24 protein-coding genes are annotated in these 25,459 nt (G+C 42.8%); 11 read left to right on the top strand and 13 right to left on the bottom strand.

What is annotated here, in order from left to right:
* Positions 1 to 73 precede the first annotated feature (73 nt).
* Together TPSD3_RS11335 and TPSD3_RS11330 are read right to left on the bottom strand one after the other, a co-directional pair.
* Positions 74 to 802: a lipid-binding SYLF domain-containing protein gene (locus TPSD3_RS11335; RefSeq protein WP_086488653.1), complete on the bottom strand. Its 729-nt coding sequence runs from the start codon at positions 800 to 802 to the stop codon at positions 74 to 76.
* A 228-nt stretch (positions 803 to 1,030) separates the two neighbouring features.
* The gene (locus TPSD3_RS11330) at positions 1,031 to 2,311 is read right to left on the bottom strand and encodes an HlyC/CorC family transporter (protein ID WP_086488652.1); all 1,281 of its coding nucleotides are present in this window, start codon (positions 2,309 to 2,311) and stop codon (positions 1,031 to 1,033) included.
* A gap of 216 nt (positions 2,312 to 2,527) precedes the next feature.
* Here TPSD3_RS11330 and TPSD3_RS11325 point away from each other — a divergent pair, with 216 nt between their 5' ends.
* The 7 genes from TPSD3_RS11325 to mobB all read left to right on the top strand — a co-directional run bounded on the left by TPSD3_RS11325 (position 2,528) and on the right by mobB (position 10,281).
* Positions 2,528 to 3,256 (top strand): ABC transporter ATP-binding protein, encoded by a 729-nt coding sequence (locus TPSD3_RS11325; protein ID WP_086488805.1) that lies wholly within the window; start codon positions 2,528 to 2,530, stop codon positions 3,254 to 3,256.
* A 48-nt stretch (positions 3,257 to 3,304) separates the two neighbouring features.
* On the top strand, positions 3,305 to 3,883 hold the full coding sequence (locus tag TPSD3_RS11320; protein WP_086488651.1) for a YfiR family protein: 579 nt from the start codon (positions 3,305 to 3,307) through the stop codon (positions 3,881 to 3,883).
* An 8-nt stretch (positions 3,884 to 3,891) separates the two neighbouring features.
* Positions 3,892 to 5,670 (top strand): sensor histidine kinase, YfiR-like protein-associated, encoded by a 1,779-nt coding sequence (locus TPSD3_RS11315; protein WP_086488650.1) that lies wholly within the window; start codon positions 3,892 to 3,894, stop codon positions 5,668 to 5,670.
* A gap of 1,271 nt (positions 5,671 to 6,941) precedes the next feature.
* Positions 6,942 to 7,568 carry a response regulator gene (locus TPSD3_RS11305; RefSeq protein WP_245391594.1) on the top strand — a complete coding sequence of 209 codons (627 nt, stop codon included), beginning with the start codon at positions 6,942 to 6,944 and terminating at the stop codon, positions 7,566 to 7,568.
* On the top strand, positions 7,561 to 9,093 hold the full coding sequence (locus TPSD3_RS11300) for a response regulator (RefSeq protein WP_176329852.1): 1,533 nt from the start codon (positions 7,561 to 7,563) through the stop codon (positions 9,091 to 9,093). The genes TPSD3_RS11305 and TPSD3_RS11300 overlap by 8 nt, the downstream gene beginning before the upstream one ends.
* Complete coding sequence (gene mobA / locus TPSD3_RS11295) at positions 9,086 to 9,733, top strand: molybdenum cofactor guanylyltransferase MobA (protein ID WP_086488647.1); 648 nt, start codon at positions 9,086 to 9,088, stop codon at positions 9,731 to 9,733. Before TPSD3_RS11300 ends, mobA begins: the two co-directional genes overlap by 8 nt.
* Entirely contained in the window at positions 9,730 to 10,281 is a 552-nt protein-coding gene (gene mobB, locus TPSD3_RS11290) for a molybdopterin-guanine dinucleotide biosynthesis protein B (RefSeq protein ID WP_086488646.1), read from the top strand. Before mobA ends, mobB begins: the two co-directional genes overlap by 4 nt.
* Positions 10,282 to 10,317: 36 nt before the next feature.
* On the opposite strand, the gene TPSD3_RS17980 is transcribed toward mobB, so the two are convergent.
* The 11 genes from TPSD3_RS17980 to ccmB all read right to left on the bottom strand — a co-directional run bounded on the left by TPSD3_RS17980 (position 10,318) and on the right by ccmB (position 19,151).
* Positions 10,318 to 10,494 carry a hypothetical protein gene (locus tag TPSD3_RS17980; protein ID WP_245391582.1) on the bottom strand — a complete coding sequence of 59 codons (177 nt, stop codon included), beginning with the start codon at positions 10,492 to 10,494 and terminating at the stop codon, positions 10,318 to 10,320.
* A complete protein-coding gene (locus TPSD3_RS11285) occupies positions 10,449 to 11,303 on the bottom strand; it encodes an AAA family ATPase (protein ID WP_245391581.1) in 855 nt (284 codons plus the stop codon). Before TPSD3_RS11285 ends, TPSD3_RS17980 begins: the two co-directional genes overlap by 46 nt.
* Positions 11,300 to 12,430, bottom strand: coding sequence for a DUF4350 domain-containing protein (locus tag TPSD3_RS11280; RefSeq protein ID WP_086488645.1), 1,131 nt, complete (start codon positions 12,428 to 12,430; stop codon positions 11,300 to 11,302). The genes TPSD3_RS11285 and TPSD3_RS11280 overlap by 4 nt, the downstream gene beginning before the upstream one ends.
* Positions 12,431 to 12,432: 2 nt before the next feature.
* Positions 12,433 to 13,758 (bottom strand): c-type cytochrome biogenesis protein CcmI, encoded by a 1,326-nt coding sequence (gene ccmI, locus TPSD3_RS11275; protein WP_086488644.1) that lies wholly within the window; start codon positions 13,756 to 13,758, stop codon positions 12,433 to 12,435.
* Between the two features lie 17 nt (positions 13,759 to 13,775).
* Positions 13,776 to 14,243: a cytochrome c-type biogenesis protein gene (locus TPSD3_RS11270; protein WP_217884443.1), complete on the bottom strand. Its 468-nt coding sequence runs from the start codon at positions 14,241 to 14,243 to the stop codon at positions 13,776 to 13,778.
* Positions 14,244 to 14,250: 7 nt separating this feature from the next.
* Positions 14,251 to 14,796 (bottom strand): DsbE family thiol:disulfide interchange protein, encoded by a 546-nt coding sequence (locus TPSD3_RS11265; protein WP_086488642.1) that lies wholly within the window; start codon positions 14,794 to 14,796, stop codon positions 14,251 to 14,253.
* A gap of 27 nt (positions 14,797 to 14,823) precedes the next feature.
* Positions 14,824 to 16,893 carry a heme lyase CcmF/NrfE family subunit gene (locus TPSD3_RS11260; RefSeq protein ID WP_245391580.1) on the bottom strand — a complete coding sequence of 690 codons (2,070 nt, stop codon included), beginning with the start codon at positions 16,891 to 16,893 and terminating at the stop codon, positions 14,824 to 14,826.
* A 16-nt stretch (positions 16,894 to 16,909) separates the two neighbouring features.
* A complete protein-coding gene (gene ccmE / locus TPSD3_RS11255) occupies positions 16,910 to 17,395 on the bottom strand; it encodes a cytochrome c maturation protein CcmE (protein WP_086488641.1) in 486 nt (161 codons plus the stop codon).
* A complete protein-coding gene (gene ccmD / locus TPSD3_RS11250) occupies positions 17,364 to 17,549 on the bottom strand; it encodes a heme exporter protein CcmD (RefSeq protein ID WP_086488640.1) in 186 nt (61 codons plus the stop codon). Before ccmD ends, ccmE begins: the two co-directional genes overlap by 32 nt.
* A 23-nt stretch (positions 17,550 to 17,572) precedes the next feature.
* Entirely contained in the window at positions 17,573 to 18,376 is an 804-nt protein-coding gene (locus tag TPSD3_RS11245) for a heme ABC transporter permease (RefSeq protein WP_086488639.1), read from the bottom strand.
* Between the two features lie 97 nt (positions 18,377 to 18,473).
* A complete protein-coding gene (ccmB, locus tag TPSD3_RS11240) occupies positions 18,474 to 19,151 on the bottom strand; it encodes a heme exporter protein CcmB (RefSeq protein WP_086488638.1) in 678 nt (225 codons plus the stop codon).
* A 198-nt stretch (positions 19,152 to 19,349) separates the two neighbouring features.
* Between ccmB and TPSD3_RS11235 the strand changes: the two genes are divergently transcribed.
* The 4 genes from TPSD3_RS11235 to TPSD3_RS11220 all read left to right on the top strand — a co-directional run bounded on the left by TPSD3_RS11235 (position 19,350) and on the right by TPSD3_RS11220 (position 25,421).
* Complete coding sequence (locus TPSD3_RS11235) at positions 19,350 to 22,118, top strand: valine--tRNA ligase (protein WP_086488637.1); 2,769 nt, start codon at positions 19,350 to 19,352, stop codon at positions 22,116 to 22,118.
* Between the two features lie 88 nt (positions 22,119 to 22,206).
* Positions 22,207 to 22,728, top strand: a complete 522-nt coding sequence (locus tag TPSD3_RS11230) for a GspMb/PilO family protein (protein WP_176329851.1) — start codon at positions 22,207 to 22,209, stop codon at positions 22,726 to 22,728.
* A gap of 5 nt (positions 22,729 to 22,733) precedes the next feature.
* Complete coding sequence (locus tag TPSD3_RS11225) at positions 22,734 to 24,194, top strand: GspE/PulE family protein (protein ID WP_086488803.1); 1,461 nt, start codon at positions 22,734 to 22,736, stop codon at positions 24,192 to 24,194.
* Positions 24,195 to 24,212: 18 nt separating this feature from the next.
* Positions 24,213 to 25,421: a type II secretion system F family protein gene (locus TPSD3_RS11220; RefSeq protein WP_086488635.1), complete on the top strand. Its 1,209-nt coding sequence runs from the start codon at positions 24,213 to 24,215 to the stop codon at positions 25,419 to 25,421.
* The last annotated feature ends 38 nt before the right edge of the window (positions 25,422 to 25,459 follow it).

The following is a 25,459-nucleotide window of genomic DNA, read 5'->3' as shown; positions in this document are numbered from 1 at the left end:
AAGGGTAAACCTGTTGTGGGTTTGCCCTTATGTTTTTATTTGGAAATTTTACGAAATTCATAATTAACACTTATTACTCCCATCCCTTCAACAATTCCCGCAATTCCCCCACCAGAGAATGCGTATGGATTAACGTGCCATAACGTAACGCATTAAAATTAATTTCATTAGGTGCATAAAATGCCTGCATTGTCGGCATATCCAGATCAAGCAACGCCCCTTCTAAAGCCACGCCTAAAAATAAACCCCGCTGACGTAACCACGCATAAATATCCGCTTTAAAACGAATATCCGTTGCAGCCACACTGGCTTTACCAAAATTTCCCACCGCAACCGCTGCAATCGCCGTTAAAGTCACTTTCCCATTTTCTAATACATCCAAATCCGCCGCCGAACGAAATAACAATAACACATCACTGGACGATGCCCCCAATTGCAAACCCAAACTCCCGCCCGACAATAAAACAAATAACGGAGAACTCCACGTGCCATCTGGCAAACGGAATAACAACAGCCCCGCCCCCGTTTTCCCGCCCATAATAAAACTGACACGAAATAAACGGGGAATAATCACGATGGCTTGCGCCTGCTGTTTGATGTCACTGGACACGCCACTATTAATAAAATTATTAATAATATTAATAGCATGAGTTATTTTCTCTTCCACCTCAGCCATACTCACGGTCATCTCAGACCACAACGAGTCGGCAGGCTGTGCATCGTATTCAGAAGATTGTCCTGATGCCACACCACATGAACACAGCAGCAACAATCCACTTGTAAACCATAGTCTTATAGACATCGCGCTACACTCAGTGATTCAATTTGAACCGTCCAGCCAACGCGATGTGTAAACTCAACCGCCCATCAAATTGCGTCAGCATCGCCGCTCATTGTACCTAAAAATGCAACAAGAATGTTAGCAAATAAGACAATACATATTAATGGGAAATTTAAAAAACGATGAAAAGAATAAAAGCCGATGAAATGCTGCGACAGGCATATATCAAAACTATTTTTTATCAATAGGTTACTTTGGTGGAGGGGGCATTCGTCGAATCGGGTGAATACGGACAGTTTTTATCGCATTATTGGCCATTTGCACCACTTCCATTGGATAGCCATGTAAGCGTAAACTTGTACCTGTTTCTGGAATCACTTCTAAATAATCCAGAATTAAACCATTTAAGGTTTTTGGGCCTTCAGTGGGTAATTGCCACTGCATCACACGATTTAATTCACGAATCGTAATGCTACCATCAACCAAATAAGTCCCATCACTTTGAGGATGAATTTCAGGGCTAATGGCATCAGGATTGGTAGTGAATTCGCCGACCACTTCTTCTAAAATATCTTCTAAGGTGACTAAACCTTGAATTTCACCATATTCATTCACCACCAAACCAATACGGCGTTTATGATGTTGAAAGTTAATTAATTGGGTATTAAGCGGCGTTCCTTCTGGCACAAAATAAAGATCACGCGCCATATTTTCTAAGGCTTCACGAGAGAAAGATTGGTGACGAAATAAACGGATTAATTTACGTAAATGCACAATCCCCACCACATTATCAATACTTTCTCGATAAATCGGTAAGCGGGTGTGTTGTGCGTTGGCAATTTGCTCTGCAATTTCCTCCTCAGAATCGTCTAAATCAATCCCCACAATTTCATTACGCGGCACCATAATATCTTCAACAGTCGCTCGCTCCAAATCCAAAATACCCAATAACATTTGTTGGTGACGTTTAGGAATAATGCCCTCCGCTTCATGCACCACCGAACGCAATTCTTCCGAATTTAAACGTTGATGATTCACAGGATTTACATCAATACCAAATAAACGCAACAACACATTACTAATGCTATTTACCAACCACACTAATGGGTAAGATATTTTTAATAATGGCGTGATAATAAAAGAGGCAGGAAAAGCTAATTTCTCAGGATGCAACACGGCGATGGTTTTTGGTGTCACCTCACCGAATATCAAAATGATAACCGTCAATGCTAATGTGGCAATAGGAATACCAACCTCTTCTCCTAATAATTGAATAGCCAATACCGTAGCAATTGACGAGGCTAAAATATTAACAAAATTATTACCCAGTAAAATAACCCCAATTAAGCGATCTGGGCGTTCCAATAATCGACTAACACGCAAAGCTCCCTTATGCTTTTGGGCGGCCAAATGTTTTAGCCGATAACGATTAATCGCCATCATACTGGTTTCTGAAGACGAAAAAAAAGCCGAAGAAAGAATAAGAAAGACCAATGCACCTAAGAGTAAACTCAAATATAAACTAGACAAGGGCAGATAAACCTTTTTAGAAAGTGAATTGTTTTTTTATTACATCGCTTCCCAGATGTCAAGGGTAATATGGTAATTTTTAGCTAAAATAAGGAAAAAACCCCATAACAATACAAAAATCCTCAATGATACGATCAAGGATTCGGATAAAAGATAGAAATTTGACCATAAAAAATGCTACACTGATCGACAATAGTGATTACTGTTTATAATGTGATGATGATGTCGATACTTCAAGTTGAAAAACTGTGCAAAACCTACCAAAAACAAACTGTATTAAATCAGATTTCTTTTAGCCTTAATTCGGGCGAGTACTTTGGTTTAATTGGCGTGAATGGCGCAGGTAAAACCACTTTATTAAAAAGCATTTTAGATTTCTGCCATATTGACGCGGGTTATATTGCCATTAACCACCAAACCCACACCCATCCTACAGCGCGTCAATCTGTGGCTTTTTTACCCGAACAATTTATGCCACCTTGGTTTTTAACGGGTCAATCTTTTTTGCAACATATTAGCCAATTGCGTGACACTTTATATCAAAAAGATCATATTAGCACATTATGCCAATATTTAGATTTTCCTGATGAATTTTTAACAAAGCCGATTCGCCATTATTCCAAAGGTATGGCGCAAAAATTAGCATTAATGTCTTGTTTTTTGCAGAATTGCCAATTGTTGATTTTAGATGAACCCATGAGCGGATTAGACCCTAAAGCACGCGCTTATTTAAAACGTTTTTTATTAAAACAAAAAGCAGAAAAAAAAACCACTTTATTTTTTAGTGCTCATTTATTGGCTGATGTAGAGATTTTGTGTGATCGCATGGGCATTTTACATCAAGGAGAATTGCGATTTATTGGAACGCCTGCGGAATGCTGCCAACAATTTGCGACGAATAATTTAGAACAAGCCTATTTACGCTGTATCGAGGCTGACATTTGAAATAAATTATTTTCAGACGATAAAAACAAAGGTCAGAAACAGCAAAAAATGTCTATTTATATCACTTATTTTAACGGATTGGTATGGGGATTATTTTTATTGTTTTCCCTACCTATTCATGCCTTAGAACTTCCCGAACCCTCTAGCATTTCTCAGGTATCGGATGACTATTTTCTAAAATCTACTTTTTTACTTAATTTAGTACGTTTTATTGAATGGCCAGATGAGCCTATGCCTAAACCTGAACCCCTTTACTTTTGTTTTTTTGGTAACGATTCTTTTGGTACTGCATTAGATAATATTCGAGAAAAAACAGTGCGTGGACGTGAGTTAATTATCAGAAAAAACATTGCCTTTTTTGAAATAAAAACATGTCACTTATTATTCATTGATGCCTCTAAAAAAGAGGAGTTAAATTCTATTTTAGAAGCCACTGCCAATTATCCTATTTTAACGGTGGGCGATACACCTGATTTTGCCAGTGCGGGCGGTTTGGTTAATTTAATTAATTATCAAGGGCGCATTATGTTAGAAATAAATATTGACGCGGCACAACGGACACAATTAAGAATTAGTTCTCGTTTACTGTCTCTTGCTCGCTTAATTGAAGAAAAAAGAAGCCAATAATCGTGTTCATGTTATTATTTCGTCATCGCTCTATTAAAGATAAATTGAGCGTTATTATTTTAATGACCAGTGCAGCCGTATTGTTATTAACGGCTACGGCTTTTTTATTAAACGAATTATACAGTCAACGACGCACGATGGTGGCTGATATGTTGATATTAGCCGAATTAGTCAGTTTAAATAGCATGGCGGCTTTATTATTTAATGATCCCCGCGCCAGCGAAGAAAATATGACGGCTATTAAAGCCAATCCACATATTGTTCAAGCCCATATCTTTTCGGCGAATGGTCAGTTATTTGCCAGCTATTATCGCCATCCCAAAAACGAGTTTTTAATTTCTTATTTATCCCTGACACAACTGGATGAACAATTTGAAGAGGACATCAGTCAAGATAATGTGAAAATGGGTTATTATTTTCACCGTGATCACCTTAATATTTTTAAAAAAATTTATTTTGAAAACGAGTTTATTGGTGTGGTTTTCTTACGTTCTGATTTAGAGGCTTTAAAAGTGCGTTTGTGGTGGGGGGGAATTATTGTTTTATCGGCCATGTTATTATCGTTGATTTTAGCTTTTTTTATGGGATCGCGGTTACAACGAATTATTACCCAACCTTTAGATAAATTATTAAATACCATAAAAGAAGTGACTCGAAATAAAGATTATGCGTTGAGAAGTGAAAAAAACAGCGAAGATGAATTAGGGCGTTTAATCGATGGTTTTAACGATATGTTGGCACAAATCGAAGCCCGTGATTTAAAATTAGCCGCTTATCGAGATCATTTGGCAGAAATGGTGTTATTACGCACCAGCGAATTGCAAGAAGCGCGGGATCAGGCTTTAGCAGCGAATAAAGCCAAAAGTATTTTTTTAGCCAATATGTCGCATGAAATTCGCACACCCATGAATGCCATGTTAGGCTATACGCAAATTTTACAACGCCATTCTAATTTAAATCCAGAACAACATCAGGCTTTAAAAATTATTCAAAATAGTGGCGATCATCTATTAGGACTGATTAATGATATTTTGGATATTTCTAAAATAGAAGCGGGGGCAATGCTATTGCGTCCTGAGAATTTTTATTTAAAAGAATTAATCGAAGATATTTCTGCAATGTTTAAAATTCGCTGTGAACAAAAAAATTTAGCGTGGTGGGTTGAGCATGAAATTCCTGAAAATATGTTGGTTTATGCAGACCAGATTAAACTAAGGCAAGTTTTGATTAATTTATTAGGAAATGCAGTTAAATTTACAGAACAAGGTAGTATTATTTTACGTGTTAATATGCTCGAAAATGATTATTATCAATTCGACGTAATTGATACGGGGCCAGGCATTAGTGAAGGAGAGCAAGACACTATTTTTGAGCCTTTTCACCAAGCACAAAGTGGTTTAGAGAAAGGTGGCACAGGCTTAGGGCTGGCGATTAGTCGTCGTCAAGTTGAGCTAATGGGAGGGGAAATTCGGGTGTTTTCTAAGGCGAATCAAGGGGCTTGCTTTACCTTATGTTTACCTCTACCTAAGGGGACGGGATTTGTGGAAAAACGCTCTGATCAAGCCCTATATGCCCGCTTAAAATCGACGTGTCAAGTCAATGCGTTGGTGGTCAGCAATTCTCAATTTAAACCCTACCAAGCAACTCAAGAATTACGCCTAGAGAGGGCTTCAAGCATAAAATCGGTCAAATGCTGCCAACTATCGAATACTAAATATTGCATCAGGGTGCGTAACTGCTCAAAAAATGTGCGTCTTGATGGACACAAAAGACGTACTTTTTCATAGGTCTCATCCAAGTATTCTAGCATCGTATGCGTTAAATAAGCCAATAAAATCAACGTAGCCAGTAAGTTAGATAAGTGTTGCTTACCATGACCAAAGTTATGCTCAAAATGATAGCCGTTATTCTTTAGAATATTGTTGTTTTCATTTTCTATTTTCCAACGCGCTCTCGCTGCATCTGTCAGTTCTGCAAGGTTTTTTTCTGTTATTTTATGGGTGGTTATCCAGCTATTTTTGTATTTTTGCTTCCCTTGTCCATCAATTTCTACCAACTCGAACCAATTAACCATTAACGCATCGTTACCATCACGCAAAGGAACTTGATTCATGTAACGATAATGTCGGGTTGTTCGTTGTTTTCCGTGTTTATGATGGGTTTGTAGCGACTGTATTTTGTTCATTTGCTCAAATTCAGACAGCCACTCATGAGTTGTTTGATGAGAGTTTGGCTTGCAAGAAGTAATAATATCAAAGCCTTGCGCAATGGCTTTTTCAAAAAAAGGCTGATGCGCAAACAAATCATCCCCTAACAAAGTGGCTTGCCACAAGCTGTAATATTTACCCCAGTTGTCCAACCAACGTTTTGCCGCATTAATTTCGCAATCTTGTTTTTCTGCGCCATCTTGTGCCTGAATAAATTCAGGCGGCAGCGGTATCACGCGGGACTGTCCATGTGCAACGATAACGGGAGTTAATGCACTATGTCGATATAAAACTTTACCGTTAACCAAATCTTTTTTTAAACAACATGGACAAGAAATCTTTTGAGAACTGAAAAAATCAGTGCCATCCAAAGCAATAAATAATCCATTGTTTTTACTCATGAAGTTTTGTAAAAAACCATTATCATAGAGAAATTGATTAAGCTCAAAAAATAGTGGATAAATTTCGGTTTCAGGAACAGTATCCAGTAAATTACGAATTTGATTCATACTGGGGATTTTATGTATGCCAAAAATACTTTGGGCGTTATTTTTCCCGTGTGCTTTTTCCATTCGAGTTTGATAATCGAGAAAAGAAGAGCTTTGTGTGAAAAAAACAGAAAAAGCACTCAAAAAAGCATCACTCATGCTATATTTAAGGTTGTTCGCTGTTTTAGTCTTACGACTATCAGACAAATTTTCAGACATTTCTATTATTCGACCAATCAGGTAGTCAAAAAAATAGTGCTGATTTTTTTGGAAAAATGCTTCGAGTTTGTTCATCATCTTTACTTTCAATCAGTTATAAAAACATTGTTGGTTGTAAGGGTTTAAATTGAGAATTGCTGGTTGGTGGTGGATGATGTGCAAGAAAATCGCACCATTTTATCGCAAATGTTAAAAGAATTAGGCAGCCATGTTTTAGAAGCTGAAAATGGACAAGAAGCCCTAATGATTTTATTAGAAAACCCCATGGATTTGGTATTTATGGATATTAGAATGCCTATTATGGACGGATTTGAAACCATTAAAATTCTGCGCACCGATCCGCGCTTTGTTGATAAAAGACCGATTTGCATTGCGATTTCTGCCTCGCCATTACGGCAACAAATTCAACCGTTATTAGATGCGGGATTTGAAGATTTTTTAGCCAAGCCATTTCGTTTTGAAGCGATTTATCAATGTTTAAATCGTTTCTTAAAAGTACAGTTTGAATATGTGGAAAATTTACCCCAAGAAAATAGCACAAAATCCCCTTTCTCATTAGCCATAGAAAATCTTAAATTAGATAATTCATTATATCAACGTTTACGGGATGCGGCTGAATTGAATGATTTAACAGAATTAGAAAATTTATTGCTCGAATTGCGTCAAGGACGGGTAGAATATCAGCAATTAGCGGATTATTTTCAACAGCAATTAGCAGATTATAATATCGATGAAATTATTACCATGTTGGAGCAGATTCAACATGCCTAATTTAACGATTAACTTATCTGAAGCAAAAGTATTAATGGTGGATGATACACCTGCCAATATTGACGTGCTGCATAAAGTATTAGCACCCGAAGGATATAAATTATTTTTTGCTAAAAGCGGTGAGCGGGCTTTGCAAATTGCAGAGAAAGCGGCACCTGATTTAATTTTATTAGATGTGATGATGCCCGGTGGTATTGACGGCTTTACCACCTGTGCGCAGTTAAAAGCCAATCCAAAAACGGCGGATATTCCCGTTATTTTTATTACCGCTAAAACCGATACCGAAGATTTAGTGCAAGGATTTCAAGTGGGTGCAGTCGATTACATTACCAAACCTTTTCATCAAGAGGAAGTGTGCGCTCGCGTTAAAACCCATTTGCAAACTCGAATTTTATTAAAAGAACGCGAGAAATTAATTCATGTTTTAGAAGCCAGTGAACAACGATTTCGTTTATTGGCAATTTATTCTCCTGTGGGAATTTTTCAAACGGATTTGCAGGGTTATTATGTTTATACCAATCAACAATGGCAGCATCTTTTTTGTTTATTAGAAGCGAATAGTTTAGGCGTAAATTGGCAAACCTGTTTGCATCCAGAAGATGCGGATTTTGTGCTGAATCATTGGGATAATTATTTACATCGTTTAAATGATAATGGAGCGCAATTTTCTTGTAAATTTCGCATTATTCGTACTAATGGAGAAATCCTATGGTTGCATAAAATGGCCACGCCTTTATTGAGCGAAAATGGCGAGCGGGTAGGCTATGTCGGCAGTGTGGAGGACATTAGCGAAATGCAGCACGCTAAAGAATCCGCAGAACGCATTGCACAAGCGAAAGCTGAATTTTTGGCGAATATGACCCATGAATTGCGTACGCCTTTAAATGCGATTATTGGTTATAGTGAAATGTTGGCCGAAGATACGCAAGATCGCACGGGAATGGAGGATTTAGATAAAATTACCTCTGCCAGTAAATATTTATTGGGTTTAATTAATGATGTGTTAGATTTATCTAAATTAGAAGCCCATAAAATGACGGTGAATTGCGTTGAATTTACCCTTGCTTCTTTGATACAAGATATGGTGGCGACGATTGAGCCTTTAGTGCAGAAAAATAATAACCAATTATTCATCGATATGAATTGTGGCGATGAAAAAATGCGAACGGATGATATTAAGTTAAAACAAATTTTATTAAATTTATTGAGTAATGCCTGTAAATTTACACAACAAGGACAAATTCGCTTATCCGTACAATATGCGCTAGAAAAAAATGAAATTGAATTCGCTGTAATGGACACAGGAATTGGCATGAATGAACAGCAATTAGCGCGTTTATTTCAAAAATATGTGCAGGCTAATGATAACACCAGTCGGCAATATGGCGGCACGGGATTAGGCTTAGTATTAAGTCGGCAATTCTGTTTATTATTGGGTGGGGATATTCAAGTGCGCAGTGAAGTCAATCAAGGCAGTGAATTTAAAGTTTTTTTACCAAAAATATATCACGTCAATCATGAATGAATTAACATTAAATTATCCCTTTGATAAAAATACGTTGAGTGCCGTTATTTTAGCAGGCGGGCAAGGGCAACGCATGGGCGGTATAGATAAAGGCTTATTGGCATTAAATGACAAACCCATGATTTGTTATAGCAGTGCGTTATTATGCGCGCTCATTCCCCATGTTTTTATCAGTGCTAATCGCCATCAAGAACGCTATGCCGAATTAACGGGCTGTCCTGTGATTTCTGATGCGATGGGATGGGGGGAATTTGATCAGCGTTTTGAGGGGCCATTGGCAGGCATGTTGACGGGTTTAACTTATGCTAAAACAGATTATGTGTTATTTACGCCTTGCGATTCGCCTTTAATTTCAGCAGAATTAATTTTTTCTTTATGGGAAAATTTGCACCAACAAAATGCCGATTTAAGCGTGGCCAGTCATGGCGAACGGATACAGCCTGTTTTTGCGCTATTAAAACGAGAATTAAAAGACAGTTTATTGCGTTATTTGCAGACAGGCGCGCGAAAAATTGATCGGTTTTATCAACAGCATCGCATGGCGATTGCGGTTTGTTCTGACGCAGATGTGTTTTTAAATATTAATACACCAGAAGATCATGCGTCTATTTTAAGAAAAATAAGCAACCCATTACCATGAATTTATCTCCTCATTTATCCACAACTATTCCTGTATTTGGTATTGCTGCTTATAGTGGCACGGGAAAGACTACTTTATTGTTAAAATTATTGCCTTTATTAAAACAACAAGGCTTGCGCATTGCCGTCATTAAACATGCCCATCATCAATTTGAAATCGATCAGCCCGGTAAAGACAGTTATCGTTTGCGCCATGAAGGCGGCGCAGATCAAGTTTTAGTGGCTTCTCGCCAACGCTGGGTATTGATGGCGGAAACGGGGCATGACGATGAACCGCGCTTAAACGAATTATTACCGCATTTAAAACAACAACAATTAGATTTTATTTTAGTAGAAGGATTTAAACACGAATCTTTTCCTAAATTAGAATTATATCGCCCAAGTTTGGGTCATCCTTTAATGTTCCCTAGTGATGAGTCTATTATTGCCATTGCCTGCGATTCTGCTTTGAATAGAGAAACGACATTACCTGTTTTAGATTTAAATAATGCGCCAGCCATTGCGGCGTTTATTTTAAAATGGTATTTTGAACTGCACTATTGTGCTTGAAATAGAATTTACAGATTTTGGAATGAATCTGGTTAATTAATTTCCCCCACGTGGGGCTTCGATTTTATTCAATAAATCCGTCAACACTGTGTCACAATCATGTCCTTCGATTTCCATTTCTGGCGATAAAGTAATGCGATGGCGTAACGTGGCTAAAGCAATACGTTTTACATCTTCTGGTAAAACAAAATCCCGCTCCGATAATAAAGCCATCGCCCGTGCCGCCCGAACCAAGGCAATTCCTCCCCGTGGCCCGCGCCTAAACTAATCCCCGGCCATTTTCGTGTATGACTCACCAAACGCACCGCATAATCGTAAACCACATCTTCTACATGCAAAACAGAAACAATTTTTTGTAATTGCTGCATTTGCTCTGGTTTCAACAAACCATTCACCGCACTGACATCCAATTGCTGCCCTGTTTTGGCTGAGGTCACTTGTTTTACCAATTGTACTTCTTCAGCTAAGGTCGGGTAATCAATCCGAATTTTTAACAAAAATCGATCCAATTGCGCTTCGGGCAAGGGATAAGTGCCTTCTTGTTCCACTGGATTTTGCGTGGCCAGCACCATAAACGGCTGCGGCACAGGAAACGCACGCCCTTCAATACTCACTTGCTGTTCTTGCATGACTTCTAATAACGCCGCTTGACTTTTGGCCGGAGCGCGATTGATCTCATCTGCTAACAATAAATGGGTAAAAACAGGGCCGCGTCGCACCCGAAATTCTTCGGTTTTCATGTCATATAACGCATGACCTGTAATATCACTAGGCATCAAATCAGGCGTAAATTGAATACGAGTAAAACGTCCTTCAAATGTTTTGGCAAGAGCTTGTACCAGTAATGTCTTACCTAAACCCGGCACCCCTTCAATCAAAACATGCCCCGCAGCCAACAAAGCCACTAAAGTTTGATCCACCACCTCATTTTGACCAACTACAGCGCGGGCAATTTCAGCACGAATGCGTTGAATAAGCTGACTGGCTTGGGCGAGGGTGGTTTCATTTAATGATGAATTCATAAGTGTTTCTTAATCTGAGACAACAATTGAATACGTTGAGTAAAATCCATTTCGTCGCGCAGCGGCTCATTACGTAATGCGCGAGTCACCCCACTACGGGATAAATTGTACTGCTCGGCAACCCGTTGAGCCAATTGAGTTGCGTCCAAATCATGCCATTGGGGATAATGTAAAAATACGCGCTGTGTCACATGTTCACGCAAGCGCGTCAGTAAACCTTCTGCCCGCTGGTGTCGCCACAAAAAATGTCCATTGGCTTCAATATGTTCTAACAAACGTCGCCGTTCCCGCATGGGCGGTGGCAATAACGGGCCAAAACGCTGACTATAAGCCCACAACGCCATGAACAATACGATTGCCACACTGATCACCCCCATCCACGCCTGTTGCCACAATAAAGACGGTAATGAAGGCGTATTAGATTCGGTCAAACGCACCATAAATAAACGATCCGTTTTTCGACGCGAAGCCACTAATTGCGCCAAAAACCACGCATGATCATAATTGCCAATATAATCATTTTCCATAAAGGTTGAATCACTAAAAAGAGTAATAAATCCTTCTCCATAATGGTATTGTAACCACAATTGAGGCGCGCCATGCTCATCCTCGGTATCTTCTAACCATAAGCTAGAAAAAAACTCCACATTAAAAACATCCTCACCCAATTCAAGCGAATAAAGCCATTCAAGCGAATCATCCTCTTCAGATTCAGATGGGGCTAAACGCAAATCTAATTGCGACAAAATATAATCATTCGCTTCATCATAATTATCGTTATAATCCGCGCTAACAATTAAATGCCCCCCTTGCTCATAAAGCCAATTCATTAATTGTTCAGCTTCTTTTTGATTTAACGGGTAATTGTGCTGGGATAAAATCACCGTATCGCCTGCGGTTAATTGTGGCATAAGCTGCACCATTGAATGGGCGCGATGTAAAACAATTGTGGCATCTTGACGCAAAAAACGCTCGGCCGCCAACAGTGGATTACTGCGCGCTTCACCGCGATAACCCACTTCAATCTCCTCGCTTTTGTACGCGAAATGATTGAAAAACCACACCGCGCCACCTATCAGAAAAAGCCCTAATACGCCGATTCCCAGCCAAAAAATGACCCGTACCATGATTAATCCACTCGTTCCCCCATGACAATTTGAATCACATCTCGTTGTTCTCTGGGGTTAAATGTATCACTTTTTCCTTGCCAATCGCCCGGTTGCGCCGTAGGCTGTCCAGAGCGGGACACTCGCGCCATAGCGTAAACATTGGCAAAATTCGCTAACGTCATATTCGGCATCATCGCCATTGACTCGCTTAATGTCACTGTAAACGGCAATTCAGCCACTGTTTTCCGTACCACAGCCAAAGGCATAGGCGGCCCATCAGCCGCACGAATCAGAATAAATACCGTATCCGTTTCAGCCACTTGTGACTGCGCATCGGGAGACAAAGCAACATGGACTTGAATTTGAATGGGATCGGATACGGGCGTGGATTCCGTCACATTTTCAGTGGTTTCCGTTGCCGCTTGCGATGCGGGAATAGATGCGGATGCGGATTCAGGTTTGGAATCGGAAGCCGATGGAGTCACCCCCGAAGCGGCGAATTCCCGCGCTTTAGCCACTTGTTCTTGTAAAACAGCTTTAATTTCTCCCTGATCGTCAGGCACTAAACCCAATAACCGCTCCCAATGCACCACCGCTTCAGCAAAGGCTTGCCGCTGCGTGGCCGCAATCCCTGCGAAAAATAAAGCACGTTGATTATCAGGGTCTAAATGTAATGCAGCTTGTACCAAAATTTCAGGCTGTCCCTGCATTTTCCCCCCGTGTACTGCCGCTAAAACTTCGGCATACTCGGCTAAAATATCAGGGTCTTGCGTCGTCATCAACGCAATCGCTTTGGCATAAGCCTCCGCGGCGGCTTGCGCATCTTCCAGCATACTGTAAGAACGCGCCAACATGATCCAACCGTCTACATCATCAGGTTGTTGCTGCAAACGCTCGGCTAACTGCTGCACACTGGCCAACACACTGTCCATACCCGCTGCCTCACCATGGGGGGCAGCCGTTTTCACCGCCTCAGGCGACAACAGCGCGAATTCGCCATAGCGCACGTACAAACCCATCGCTATCGCAGGCACCAACACCGCCACCGCCACCGCACTCGGCCACTGCCACCGCGACGGCAAAACCACAGGCGCAGGCGACTCCGCCGTCACCTCTTGCAATAAAGTCTGATCCAATTCCAATTTAGCCGTTGCAAATTGTTGGGCAGAAATATTTTGCTTGTCTAATTCCAATTGCAACTCATCTAAACGCTCTTGATAAATAGCCACATTCATTTCGCGGCGTTCCACCGTTTCCGTCAATTTCTCCCGTGATAACAACGGCGGAATCACAAAAGCCAACGCCAAAAGGGTCAACACCACTGCAATAATCCAAAACGTCAACATGCCATTTCCTTGTTTAATTAAGACGGGTCGCGCTGATTTAACACTTGGGTTAATTTTTCTTGTTCTTCGGGCGTTAAAACAGGCGTAGAAACCACCTTATTTTGACGACGAATAAAATAAACCAAGACAAAAAACGCAATCAATAATAACACCGCAGGTCCAAACCATAATAAAAACGTTTTCGGCATCACGGGTGGATTGTATAATACACTATCCCCATAACGCGCCACTAAAAACGTTTTAATATCCACATTACTCTGTCCTTGCAACACCATTTCTCGCACTTCTTCGCGTAAATCTTGTGCCAATCCCGCTTCAGAATCAGACAAGGGTTGATTAGGACACACCATACAGCGCAATTCTTTTAATAATTCTTTATAACGCGCCTCCGTCATGGCATCCGCAAAAGGCTGTGGATTGCTGTCAATGGCAATGGCTGGATAAGCCAATAAAAATAATCCAATAATAAACCAAATTCTCATCATAAAAATATCACAATGATTGATTAGGAGAAGTGTTGCGTAATTTTTCAATTAACGGCAAAATCTCAGTTTCTAATACGGCAACGGTCAAAGGGCCTGTGTGTTTATAACGCACAATGCCCTGTTGATCCACCACAAACGTCTCAGGCGTACCAATCACGCCCCAATCCATACCCACCCGACCTCTGGTATCAACAAAATTCGCCACATAAGGACTCCCTTGTTGCCGCAATACTTGCAACGCATCAGCGACCTCATCTTTATAATTCAAGCCATAAATAGGAATATCCGTATGTTTAGCCAATTGCATTAATAACGGATGCTCATGGCGACAAGAAACACACCAAGATGCCCACGCATTCACCAACGACACTTGTCCTAAAAATACCTGTTCATTCAGATGCTCATTAGGGCGTTCTAATAACGGCAAATTAAAACGCGGCGCAGGCTTACCAATTAACACCGACTCTTTCGCTCGCGGGTCTAAACTTAAACCAATATATAAAAAAACCATTAATATCGCAAAAATAACCAAAGGCAAAACAGCACGAAACATATTTTATTTCTCCTGACATGAAACCATTTAAACTGGCTTGGCTGCCGTCTGATTATCGAGTGCAACCGCACGCCGTGCTTTTACCCGACGATAACGCGCATCGCCTGCGGCTAATAATCCCCCCAAAGCCATCAATAATGCCCCCAACCAAATCCAACGCACAAACGGCTTATGATAAATACGCACACTCCACGCGCCTTTCGCGCCTAATGGCTCGCCTAAAGAAATATAAATATCACGGAATAACGTCACATGAATATCCGCTTCCGTCATCGGCATCGTTTGAACTAAATAAGTGCGTTTTTCAGGGAATAACACCGTTACATCGCGCCCATCTTGCTGCACAATAACACGCCCCCGCTCGGCGGTATAATTCGGGCCACGCAAACTCTCCACCCCTTCAAAAATAAAATGATACCCCGCCAAATCCAATTCCACATGCGGCTCTAAACGCACATCTTTCTCCGTACTAAACGCATTAGACACCACCACGCCAATAACAAACACCGCCACACCAATATGGGCCATCGTCATTCCATAAAACCCCCCCGGCAAACTGATAAACGCTTGCCATGGATTGGTTTTATAACGTAATCTTTCTCGTACCGCTTGAATACTGGTTAAAATAACCCAAAACGACACCGCTAACCCCGGAAACACCGTTAAACCCACCATTCCCATAAAAAGAAAAGGAACAAGTAAACCCAAACCCACACTGAGCAAAATAATAAAGCGCAATCGCCAAATCAGCGTTTTAGGATCATCTTGTTTCCAACGCGCCAAAGGGCCTAATCCCAATAAAACCAATAACGGCGACATTAACAAAAGAAAAACCGTATCAAAATAAGGCGGCCCTACCGAAATTTTCCCCAAATTTAACGCATCTAAAAATAACGGATAAAGCGTCCCTAATAACACACTGGCACAAATAACGACTAACAATAAATTATTGCTTAATAACAAACTTTCCTTAGAAAACAGCGAAAAATTCCCACGATTAACAATCGTCGGCGCACGCCACGCATACAAACTCAGCGACAAACCCACCACAACACCCAAGAAAATAAGAATAAATAAACCCCGTGCAGGATCAGTGGCAAACGCATGAACCGAAGTCAACACCCCAGAACGCACCAAAAACGTCCCCAACAAACTCAAAGAAAACGCAAAAATCGCTAACAATACCGTCCACGCCTTAAAAGTATTTCTTTTTTCAGCCACCGCCAAAGAATGCAACAACGCCGTCCCCACCAACCACGGCATAAACGACGCATTTTCTACCGGGTCCCAAAACCACCATCCCCCCCAACCCAATTCATAATACGCCCACCAACTGCCCAACGCGATCCCCAAAGTCAAAAACACCCAAGCCACCAACGTCCACGGCCGCGACCACCGCGCCCACGCACTGTCTAACCGCCCCCCAATCAACGCCGCAATCGCAAACCCAAACACCACCGCAAACCCCACATAACCCATATACAACATCGGCGGATGCACAATCAACCCAGGGTCTTGCAACAACGGATTCAAATCACGCCCCTCAAGCGGCGCAGGATTAAGACGTTCAAAAGGATTAGAAGTCACAATCAAAAACAACAAAAACCCCACACTCACAAACCCCATCACACTCAACACCCGCGCCAACACATCCCGCGGCAACGCCTCACTAAACCGCGCCACCGCCAAAGTCCACAACGCCAACGCCAACACCCACAACAACAATGACCCCTCATGCCCCCCCCACACACTGACAATCCGATAAATCAACGGCAATTGCGTATTAGAATGATTGGCGACATAAGCCACTGAAAAATCAGAATGAATAAAACTAGTCGTTAAACAAACATAAGCTAAGGTCAAAAAAAACACCTGACCATAAACCGCCGGCCGCGCCACCGCCGTCCAATTGGCAACGCCCTTGACCGTACCCAATAACGGAAAAACCGTCTGTACCACCGCCAACGCCAACGCCAACACCAACGCAAAATGACCAATTTCAGGAATCATCACTGCCATACCTGTAAAAAAAATAATATCCAAAAAAAAACGACGATGTCCATTCTCCGCGCCAACAACGCCCGTCGAAAAAAACATCGTCAAACCATCATCATCAATTCGCCTGATGACTCTCAGGCATTTTAACCTGCGCTTGAGCGGCCTGCGCGGCTTTTAACGAATCAGCCACCTCAGGCGGCATATACGTCTCATCATGCTTGGCCAACACTTCCTGCGCGCTAAACGTACCATCTGGCTGTAAACGCCCAATGGCAATAATCCCCTGCCCCTCGCGGAACAAATCAGGCAAAATCCCCTCATACTGCACAGGAACAACATGCTGCGTATCCGTCACCGTAAACTCCACCAGCAAACTGTCCTCAGCCCGCTTCACACTACCTGTCGTCACCAAACCGCCGACGCGAATCGTGCGATCCGTCGGAACATGGCCAGCCACCACCTCAGAGGGATTAAAGAAAAACAACATATTCTGCTGAAACGCCATCAAAGCAAATCCCACCGCACTGGCAATGCCCACCACCAAAAGCACCACCACCATTAAACGCTGTTTATGCTTGCGCGTCAGAGTGATAAAGCTCATTTTGTTTTCTCCGCACTTTACGACTTAAACTGTTAAGAAACGCCCGTTCGCGTCTCCACGCCACGAGGACATTGCCGACAAACACAATCGCAAAGAGCGCGTAACTTGTCCACACATAAAAACCATATCCTCCCATTTCAAAAAACTCACCCATTTTGACTGCACATCCTCCTAAAATTAACGCCCATTCATCGACAAATCATCAGACCGATCAGAAGGTTTCAACACCGCCATTTGCGTCGCGTCGCCGACCAATTCTTGCACCCAACGACTATGACGCTCTCGATCTAACAACTCGCCACGAGTGCGCATGAATAATACTGTAAAGAAAAACAACTTAAAAGCCAATGCCATGATGAACAAGGGAATCAACATATCCAGATGAATAGACGGGGCTTGGAATTTGATAATACTGATCGTCGCTTTTTGATGCAAAGTATTCCACCATTCCACCGAATAAACAATAATTGGAATATTCACCACCCCCACAATCGCCAACACCGCACTGGCACGCGCCGCGTTGCGTTTATCTTCAATCGCCGTATTGAGCGCGATCACGCCCAAATAGAGAAAAAATAAAATCAACGTCGAAGTCAAGCGCGCATCCCACACCCACCACGCGCCCCACATGGGTTTTCCCCACAAGGCACCGGTCACCAGCGCAAGAAAGGCAAAAGAGGCCCCAATCGGTGCGACACTGGCGGCCATGGCCTCGGCCAACTTGATGCGCCAAATCAAACCAATCGCGCCCACACCCGCCATAAACGCATAGCTAAACATGCCCAACCACGCGGCGGGGACATGCACATAGATGATTCTAAAACTCTCTCCTTGCTGATAATCGGGAGGAGCCAACACCAAGCCGCCATATAATCCCGCGGCCAACAGCAATACCGTTGCCGCACCCAACCATGGAATCCATCGACCAGCGAAATGGTAAAAATTTCTTGGAGAAGACAAACGATTAACAAAAGCCCACATAATCTTTAAAACTATCGTGTGTGATTTTTACAAAAAGAAAGGGTTAATTTAAGTCAATTCAACACTAAAAATCCAATCAAATTTAATCTGATCAGAGTCAACTTAAACTAATCCGTAAAGCCGCCGCCGTAGCAAACGGCGACAGCGTCACCGCTAAACTCAGTAAAGCCAACAACAAAAAAAGTTGTCCGCTAATCGGAAAGCCGCTGGCTGCTACATTGACAGCATTGGCCGCAAAAATCAACACAGGAATGTACAAAGGTAGCACTAAAAGCGACAATAACATCCCGCCGCGCCGTAAACCCACCGTTAAGGCCACGCCAATGGCACCGATCAAACTTAAAATAGGCGTTCCCAACAGCAAGGTGAGAAGTAAAGGCAACACCGCGGTTTCAGGCAAAAACAATAATTCACCCAAGAGCGGTGCCAGCAGTAATAAGGGAAAGCCCGTGACCAACCAATGTGCCAAGACTTTCGCCAATACCAATACGGGTAAAGCATGGGGCGATAAAGCCAATTGCTCTAGGGTGCCGTCTTCAAAATCGGAGCGAAAAAGGCTGTCTAAGGAAAGCATAGCGGCCAATAAAGCAGCCACCCAAATGATGCCTGGGGCAATTTGCGCTAAGAGGCGCATTTCAGGACTAATGCCCAAAGGAAATAAGGTAATAACAATAAGAAAGAAAAGCAGCGGCTGAATGAGTTCAGCCCGATGGCGATAATAGAGCGTTAAATCACGTTGGAGTAAGGCGAAAAAAGTGTGAGAGAGCGTGGACATGGTTGAGAGACCGTGAATAAAAAGTTGAGAAGGAAGGGTTGGGTACATAGACGTTATGGGGGCTATTATAGGATGGACAGTCACATGGGTCGAAGAGATTTGATGGGGTCGATTGATGCGGTGATTCAATCTCGCGTGCATAGTGCTATAATTTGGCATCTTTAAAATCTTTCAACCTTGAGCAAGTACACGTATCCTATGGAAAAGACCTACAACCCGCAGACCATTGAGCCACATTGGTACGACATTTGGGAAAAACAAGGCTATTTTGCCCCCAGCGGCAGCGGACAGCCTTATTGCATCATGATCCCCCCGCCCAATGTGACTGGCACGCTGCACATGGGACATGCTTTCCAAGATACGTTAATGGATTTGCTCACCCGTTATCATCGGATGCGCGGCGACAATACCTTATGGCAAGCGGGAACAGACCACGCGGGTATTGCGACGCAGATGGTTGTTGAAAGACAAATCGGTGCGCAAGGCATGACCCGACACAGCGTCGGCCGTGATGCGTTTGTCGATAAAATTTGGCAATGGAAAGCCCAATCGGGTGGACATATCAAACGGCAATTGTGTCGTTTGGGCGCGTCGTTGGATTGGGAACATGAACGGTTTACGATGGACGAGGGCTTATCTCATGCGGTGCGTGAGGTATTTGTGCGTTTGTATCGAGAAGGTTTAATTTATCGCGGTCAACGTCTGGTCAATTGGGATCCCGTGTTTCACACGGCACTGTCTGATTTAGAAGTGATTTCGCAAGAAGAAGACGGGAAAATGTGGCATTTGCGTTACCCTTTAGCCGATGGATCGGATTCGTTGGTGGTGGCGACCACCCGTCCCGAAACCATGTTGGGTGATACTGCCGTCGCTGTGAATCCGAATGATCCGCGTTATCAGCATTTAATTGGTAAAGAAATTGAATTGCCTTTTACGGGACGAATGATCCCCATTATTGCTGATGATTATGTTGACCCTGAATTCGGATCGGGTTGTGTGAAAATTACGCCCGCGCATGATTTTAATGATTATGCGGTGGGACAACGGCATCAATTGCCGATGATTAATATTTTTACCGAAGATGCGCGGATTAATGACAATGCGCCTAAAGCCTATCGGGGAATGGATCGATATGAAGCGCGTAAAAGAATTGTCACTGATTTTGAATCTTGTGGCTTATTGGTAGAAGTAAAGCCGCATAAATTAATGGTGCCTCGCGGCGACCGAAGTCATGCTGTAATTGAACCGTTATTAACCGATCAATGGTATGTTAAAGTTGAACCCTTGGCTAAAATGGCCATTGAGGCCGTAGAAACAGGAAAAATTCGTTTTGTTCCTGAAAATTGGAGTAAAACTTATTTCGACTGGATGAATAATATCGAAGATTGGTGTATTAGCCGCCAAATTTGGTGGGGGCATCGTATTCCTGCATGGTATGATAAAGCGGGCAATGTGTATGTCGGTTATGATGAAACCAGTATTCGAGAACAGTATCAATTGGACAGTTCTGTGGTTTTAACGCAAGACGATGATGTGTTGGACACGTGGTTTTCGTCGGCATTGTGGCCATTTTCTACCCTCGGTTGGCCAGAAAATACCGAGCGATTAAATACATTTTATCCGACCAGCGTATTAGTCACAGGCTTTGATATTATTTTCTTTTGGGTGGCGCGAATGATTATGTTCGGGCTAAAGTTTATGGGAGATGTGCCGTTTCGAGAAGTCTATATTCACGGCTTAATTCGAGATTCTGAAGGGCAGAAAATGTCTAAATCTAAAGGCAATGTATTAGACCCTTTAGATTTAATTGATGGCGTGTCTTTAGAAGTTTTAGTGGCCAAAAGAACCACAGGCTTAATGCAGCCCGAAATGGCACCGAAAATTGAACGCAGTACCCGTGAACAATTCCCACAAGGTATTCCTGCCTTTGGTACGGATGCGTTACGCTTTACTTTCGCGGCCTTAGCTTCAACAGGGCGTGATATTCGGTTTGATTTGGCGCGTATTGAAGGCTATCGTAATTTTTGTAATAAACTGTGGAATGCCACCCGTTATGTGTTAATGAACACCGAAGATCAGGATACGGGATTGGATCAGAATGCTGCGATTGAATTATCTGATGCGGATCGTTGGATTATTGCCTTAACGCAAGAAGTGGCGCGTGATGTCGCTACCCATATTCAACAGTATCGTTTTGATTTAATGGCGAATGTGTTATATGAATTTGTATGGAATGAATATTGCGATTGGTATTTAGAATTATCTAAACCCGTATTGCAAAGTGAAGAGTTCCGTATTGCCGCTAAACGGGGGACACGACGGACGTTAGTGCGCACTTTGGAAACCATTTTGCGTTTACTCCATCCTACCATGCCGTTTTTAACGGAAGAATTGTGGCACAAAGTCGCGCCGTTGGCGGGCGTTTCAGGCGAAACCGTATCACTACAACCTTATCCGCAAGGTCAAGCTGATCTCATTGATTCCCAAGCGCAACAGGAAATTGAGTGGTTAAAACAATTTGTGTTAGGTGTGCGACGCATTCGCTCGGAAATGGACATTGCACCGGGCAAATTATTAACCGTGTTATTACAAAATGGTTCTGCCGAAGATGCCCAACGCTTGGCACGGCATGATGTGTTAATTAGCCGTTTGGCGCGCTTAGAACGCATTGAATGGTTAGACGCGTCGGTGAATGCCCCTGAATCTGCGCTGGCATTGGTCGGGGAAATGCGGGTGTTAATTCCACTGGCCGGCTTAATCGATAAAGAAGCGGAATTAAAACGCTTAAATAAAGAATTAGAAAAAATTCGTAAAGATTTTGCCAAATCCAATGAGAAATTGCAAAATCCTAATTTTATTTCTCGCGCCCCCGCCGAGATTATCGCCACCGAACAACAACGTTTGGCAGACATGAGCGCGTCAATACAACAATTAGAAGCCCAAGTATTAAAAATACAAGCAATTTAACGCGCTTATTTTTTCTTAATTGACACTTTAATCCATATTCAGGACGTGATTTCCCTTGACGGCAAAAGAAAAGCGTTTATTCACGATAATGTTATTTATCTTTTTAGGCTATATGCTCCCGTTTGTGATCATTCCAGCGGGAGCGCGGCTGATTGATAATTATCGACAAAATCTTGCCCAAATTGAAAATGATTTCGTGCGTTATCAACAATTAGGACAAGCCGCGCAAATGTGGGAAGAAGCCCATCGACAGGCTTCCGATAACCTAGCCAAAGTGAATGCAGGCTTATTGCAAGGCGGCACGCAAGACTTGGTCGCGGCGCGTTTACAAGGGATTTTGCGCGATGTCGCTCGCCAACATCAGTTAAATGTACAATCTATGGCCGTGCCTGAATTTAATCTGAATCCCTCATGGATGCTGGTCACGCAATCGGTACAATTACAAACTGATTCGGCCTCGCTTATTAATTATTTACAAGCCTTAAATAACGCGCCAGAACGGTTAATTGTGGTGTATATGGATGTGCGAGTGGGACAGAATAATCGGCTTAATGTCGATATGAAAGTCACGGGATTTAGTCGTCTTATTGAAATGCTGCCTACGGGGTAATGTTTATGTCATTGGCTCAATTAAATTTACCCTTATTTACTCAGTTATTATCCAAGAAAGGCATCGCGCCGATTGAACAATTTCCTGAGAATCCCTGTTTATTATTTCATCAAGCTCCAGATGCTGAAGATCGGGCAAAAATTCGTTTTTTATTGGGACAACATATCCATTTCCAACGCGCTCCTGAAGATCAAGTTGAACGCTTAATTAAACATTGGCGGGCGCGTTTAGCTCCTGAAATTGAAAATAATGCCAATGCACAAGGCATTGCCGAATTTGACAATGATTATTTGCGTGATTTGGCTTCGGACGCGCCGGTGATTCGCATGGTGAATCATTTAATGGAACGCGCTTTGGATTTAAACGCCAGTGATATTCACTTTGAACCCGAAGAAAAACAATTAGTTGTGCGTTGTCGCGTTGATGGTGTGATGGTGAATATCGAGCGTTTACCGGCCAATGTGCAAGCGGCAGTGACTTCGCGGGTCAAACTCATGGCACGCTTAGACATCGGCGAAAAACGCCTGCCGCAAGATGGACGAATTCAATACAGTTTAGGCGAACGTTCGCTAGACATGCGGGTTTCGACTTTACCCGGTGTGCATGGGGAATCAGTGGTGTTGCGTATTCTTGATCGCAGTGATGTACACGTTGAACTGGATAAATTAGGAATGCCGCTGGATGTGTTAAAACCGTTTAATCGCATCATTCAACAGCCGCACGGCATGATTTTGGTCACAGGCCCCACGGGAAGCGGCAAAACCACGACTTTATACGGCACGCTGGAAAAAATTAACACGGGAACGCAAAAAATTATTACCATCGAAGACCCCGTGGAATATCAATTAGATGGCATCACGCAAATTCATGTCAATGCCAAAATTGGTTTAACTTTTGCGGCGGGTTTACGTTCAATTGTGCGGCAAGACCCCGATATTATCATGGTGGGGGAAATTCGAGACAATGAAACCGCTGAAATTGCGATTGAATCCGCTTTAACGGGTCACTTGGTTTTTTCTACTTTACACACGAATGATGCAGCCGGGGCGATCACTCGTTTACAAGACATGGGCATTGATACGTATCTCATCAGTTCCAGTTTAATGGCTGTGATGGCGCAGCGGTTGGTGCGCAAAGTCTGTTTACATTGTGCAGAATCGCAGCCCTTGACCGAAGACGAAGCCAATTTATTGGGAATTCGAGTCAGCGATTGTCCCACAATTCGCCGCGGGCGCGGCTGTGAGCGGTGCGCCAATACGGGCTATCGGGGGCGATTGGGTTTGTACGAATTTTTGCCTGTCTCCGATTCCGTGCGCCACGTCATCAGCAGCGGTGGCGATGCCAATCAAATCCGCGTCCAAGCCATTCAAGAAGGAATGCGCACCCTACGCGGCGATGCCTTAGAAAAATTGTACAACGGAATCACCACGCCCGAAGAAATCGTGCGAGTGACTCGCGCCACTTAGCCCGTTCGAGGAATATCCATGGCCTTACATCAGTATAGTTACCAAGCCTGCGATATCAACGGCAAAATTCTCAGCGGCCAACTCAGTGCCGAAACCGAGCAAGAAGTCGTCAATAGCCTGCAAAATCGACAACTCATTCCGCTAAAAGTCGAACAGCAAGCCGACCCTCATACACAAGGCTTATTTCAACAGCGCGTGACTAACCGTGATATTATCGACTTTACCAATGGCTTGTGTACCTTAGTCGAGGCGCATGTCCCGATGGATCGCGCCTTGGCCTTATTAGAAAATATCAACGCCAAACCCCTCATGCAGCAACTCATTGCCGATTTACGTCAATCGGTCAAAGAAGGCAAAAGTTTAGCCGATGCCTTACAGGCTTATCCCCATTACTTCTCCCGTATGTATATCAATATGGTACATGCGGGAGAAGAGGGCGGAATTTTAGATCGACTCTTGCCCAAATTAGCCCATTTCATGACCTCAGCCGATACCGCAAAACGCACCGTGATCAGTTCCTTAATCTACCCCATGATATTAGCGGTGGTGGGATTACTCAGTGTCATTTTATTATTGGTTTATGTCGTGCCGCAATTTGCCACCATGTTTGACAATATGGGAACGGCCATACCGCCCGCGGCCGCCTTATTATTAAACATCAGTCAATGGCTAAAAATATGGGGATGGCTGCTCATCCCCTTGCCCTTCTTATTGATTTATGCGTGGAAATTATTAGATAAACAAGAAGAAACCCGCTTGCAACGCGACCAATTTTTACTCTCAACACCCTTATTAGGTGGATTATTATTAGAAGCAGAATCCTCTCGATTTTGCCGCACATTGGGATCGTTATTGGGGGCGGGAATTCCCTTATTAAAAAGTTTGCATATCGTGCGCGGCGTGATTGAAAATCAAGTGTTAAATCACACCATTGCTCACGCCGAAGAAGCCGTGCGCGGTGGTACCAGCTTGGGTAAAGCCTTGTCGAATGAAGGCACTTTTCCAGTCTTACTTTCTCAACTCATTATCGTGGGCGAAGAATCAGGACGCACGGCCGACATCTTAGAAAAATTAGCCGAAACCTTTGATGCCAGTGTCACCCAAAAAACCAGCCGTTTAGTGGCCTTGGCCGAACCTGCATTGATTGTATTAATGGGTGTGTTGGTGGGGACGATTGTTATCGTGATGTTATCTGCGGTATTTAGTATTAATCAATTGCAGTATTAATTCCCCGATTTAAAAAAATTCCCTTAAAAAAGAGACCG

This window comes from Thioflexithrix psekupsensis (assembly GCF_002149925.1).
In the GTDB taxonomy this organism is placed as follows: domain Bacteria; phylum Pseudomonadota; class Gammaproteobacteria; order Beggiatoales; family Beggiatoaceae; genus Thioflexithrix; species Thioflexithrix psekupsensis.
Note: the sequence above shows the minus strand (reverse complement) of the source record. Positions and strands in the feature narration are given on the sequence as shown.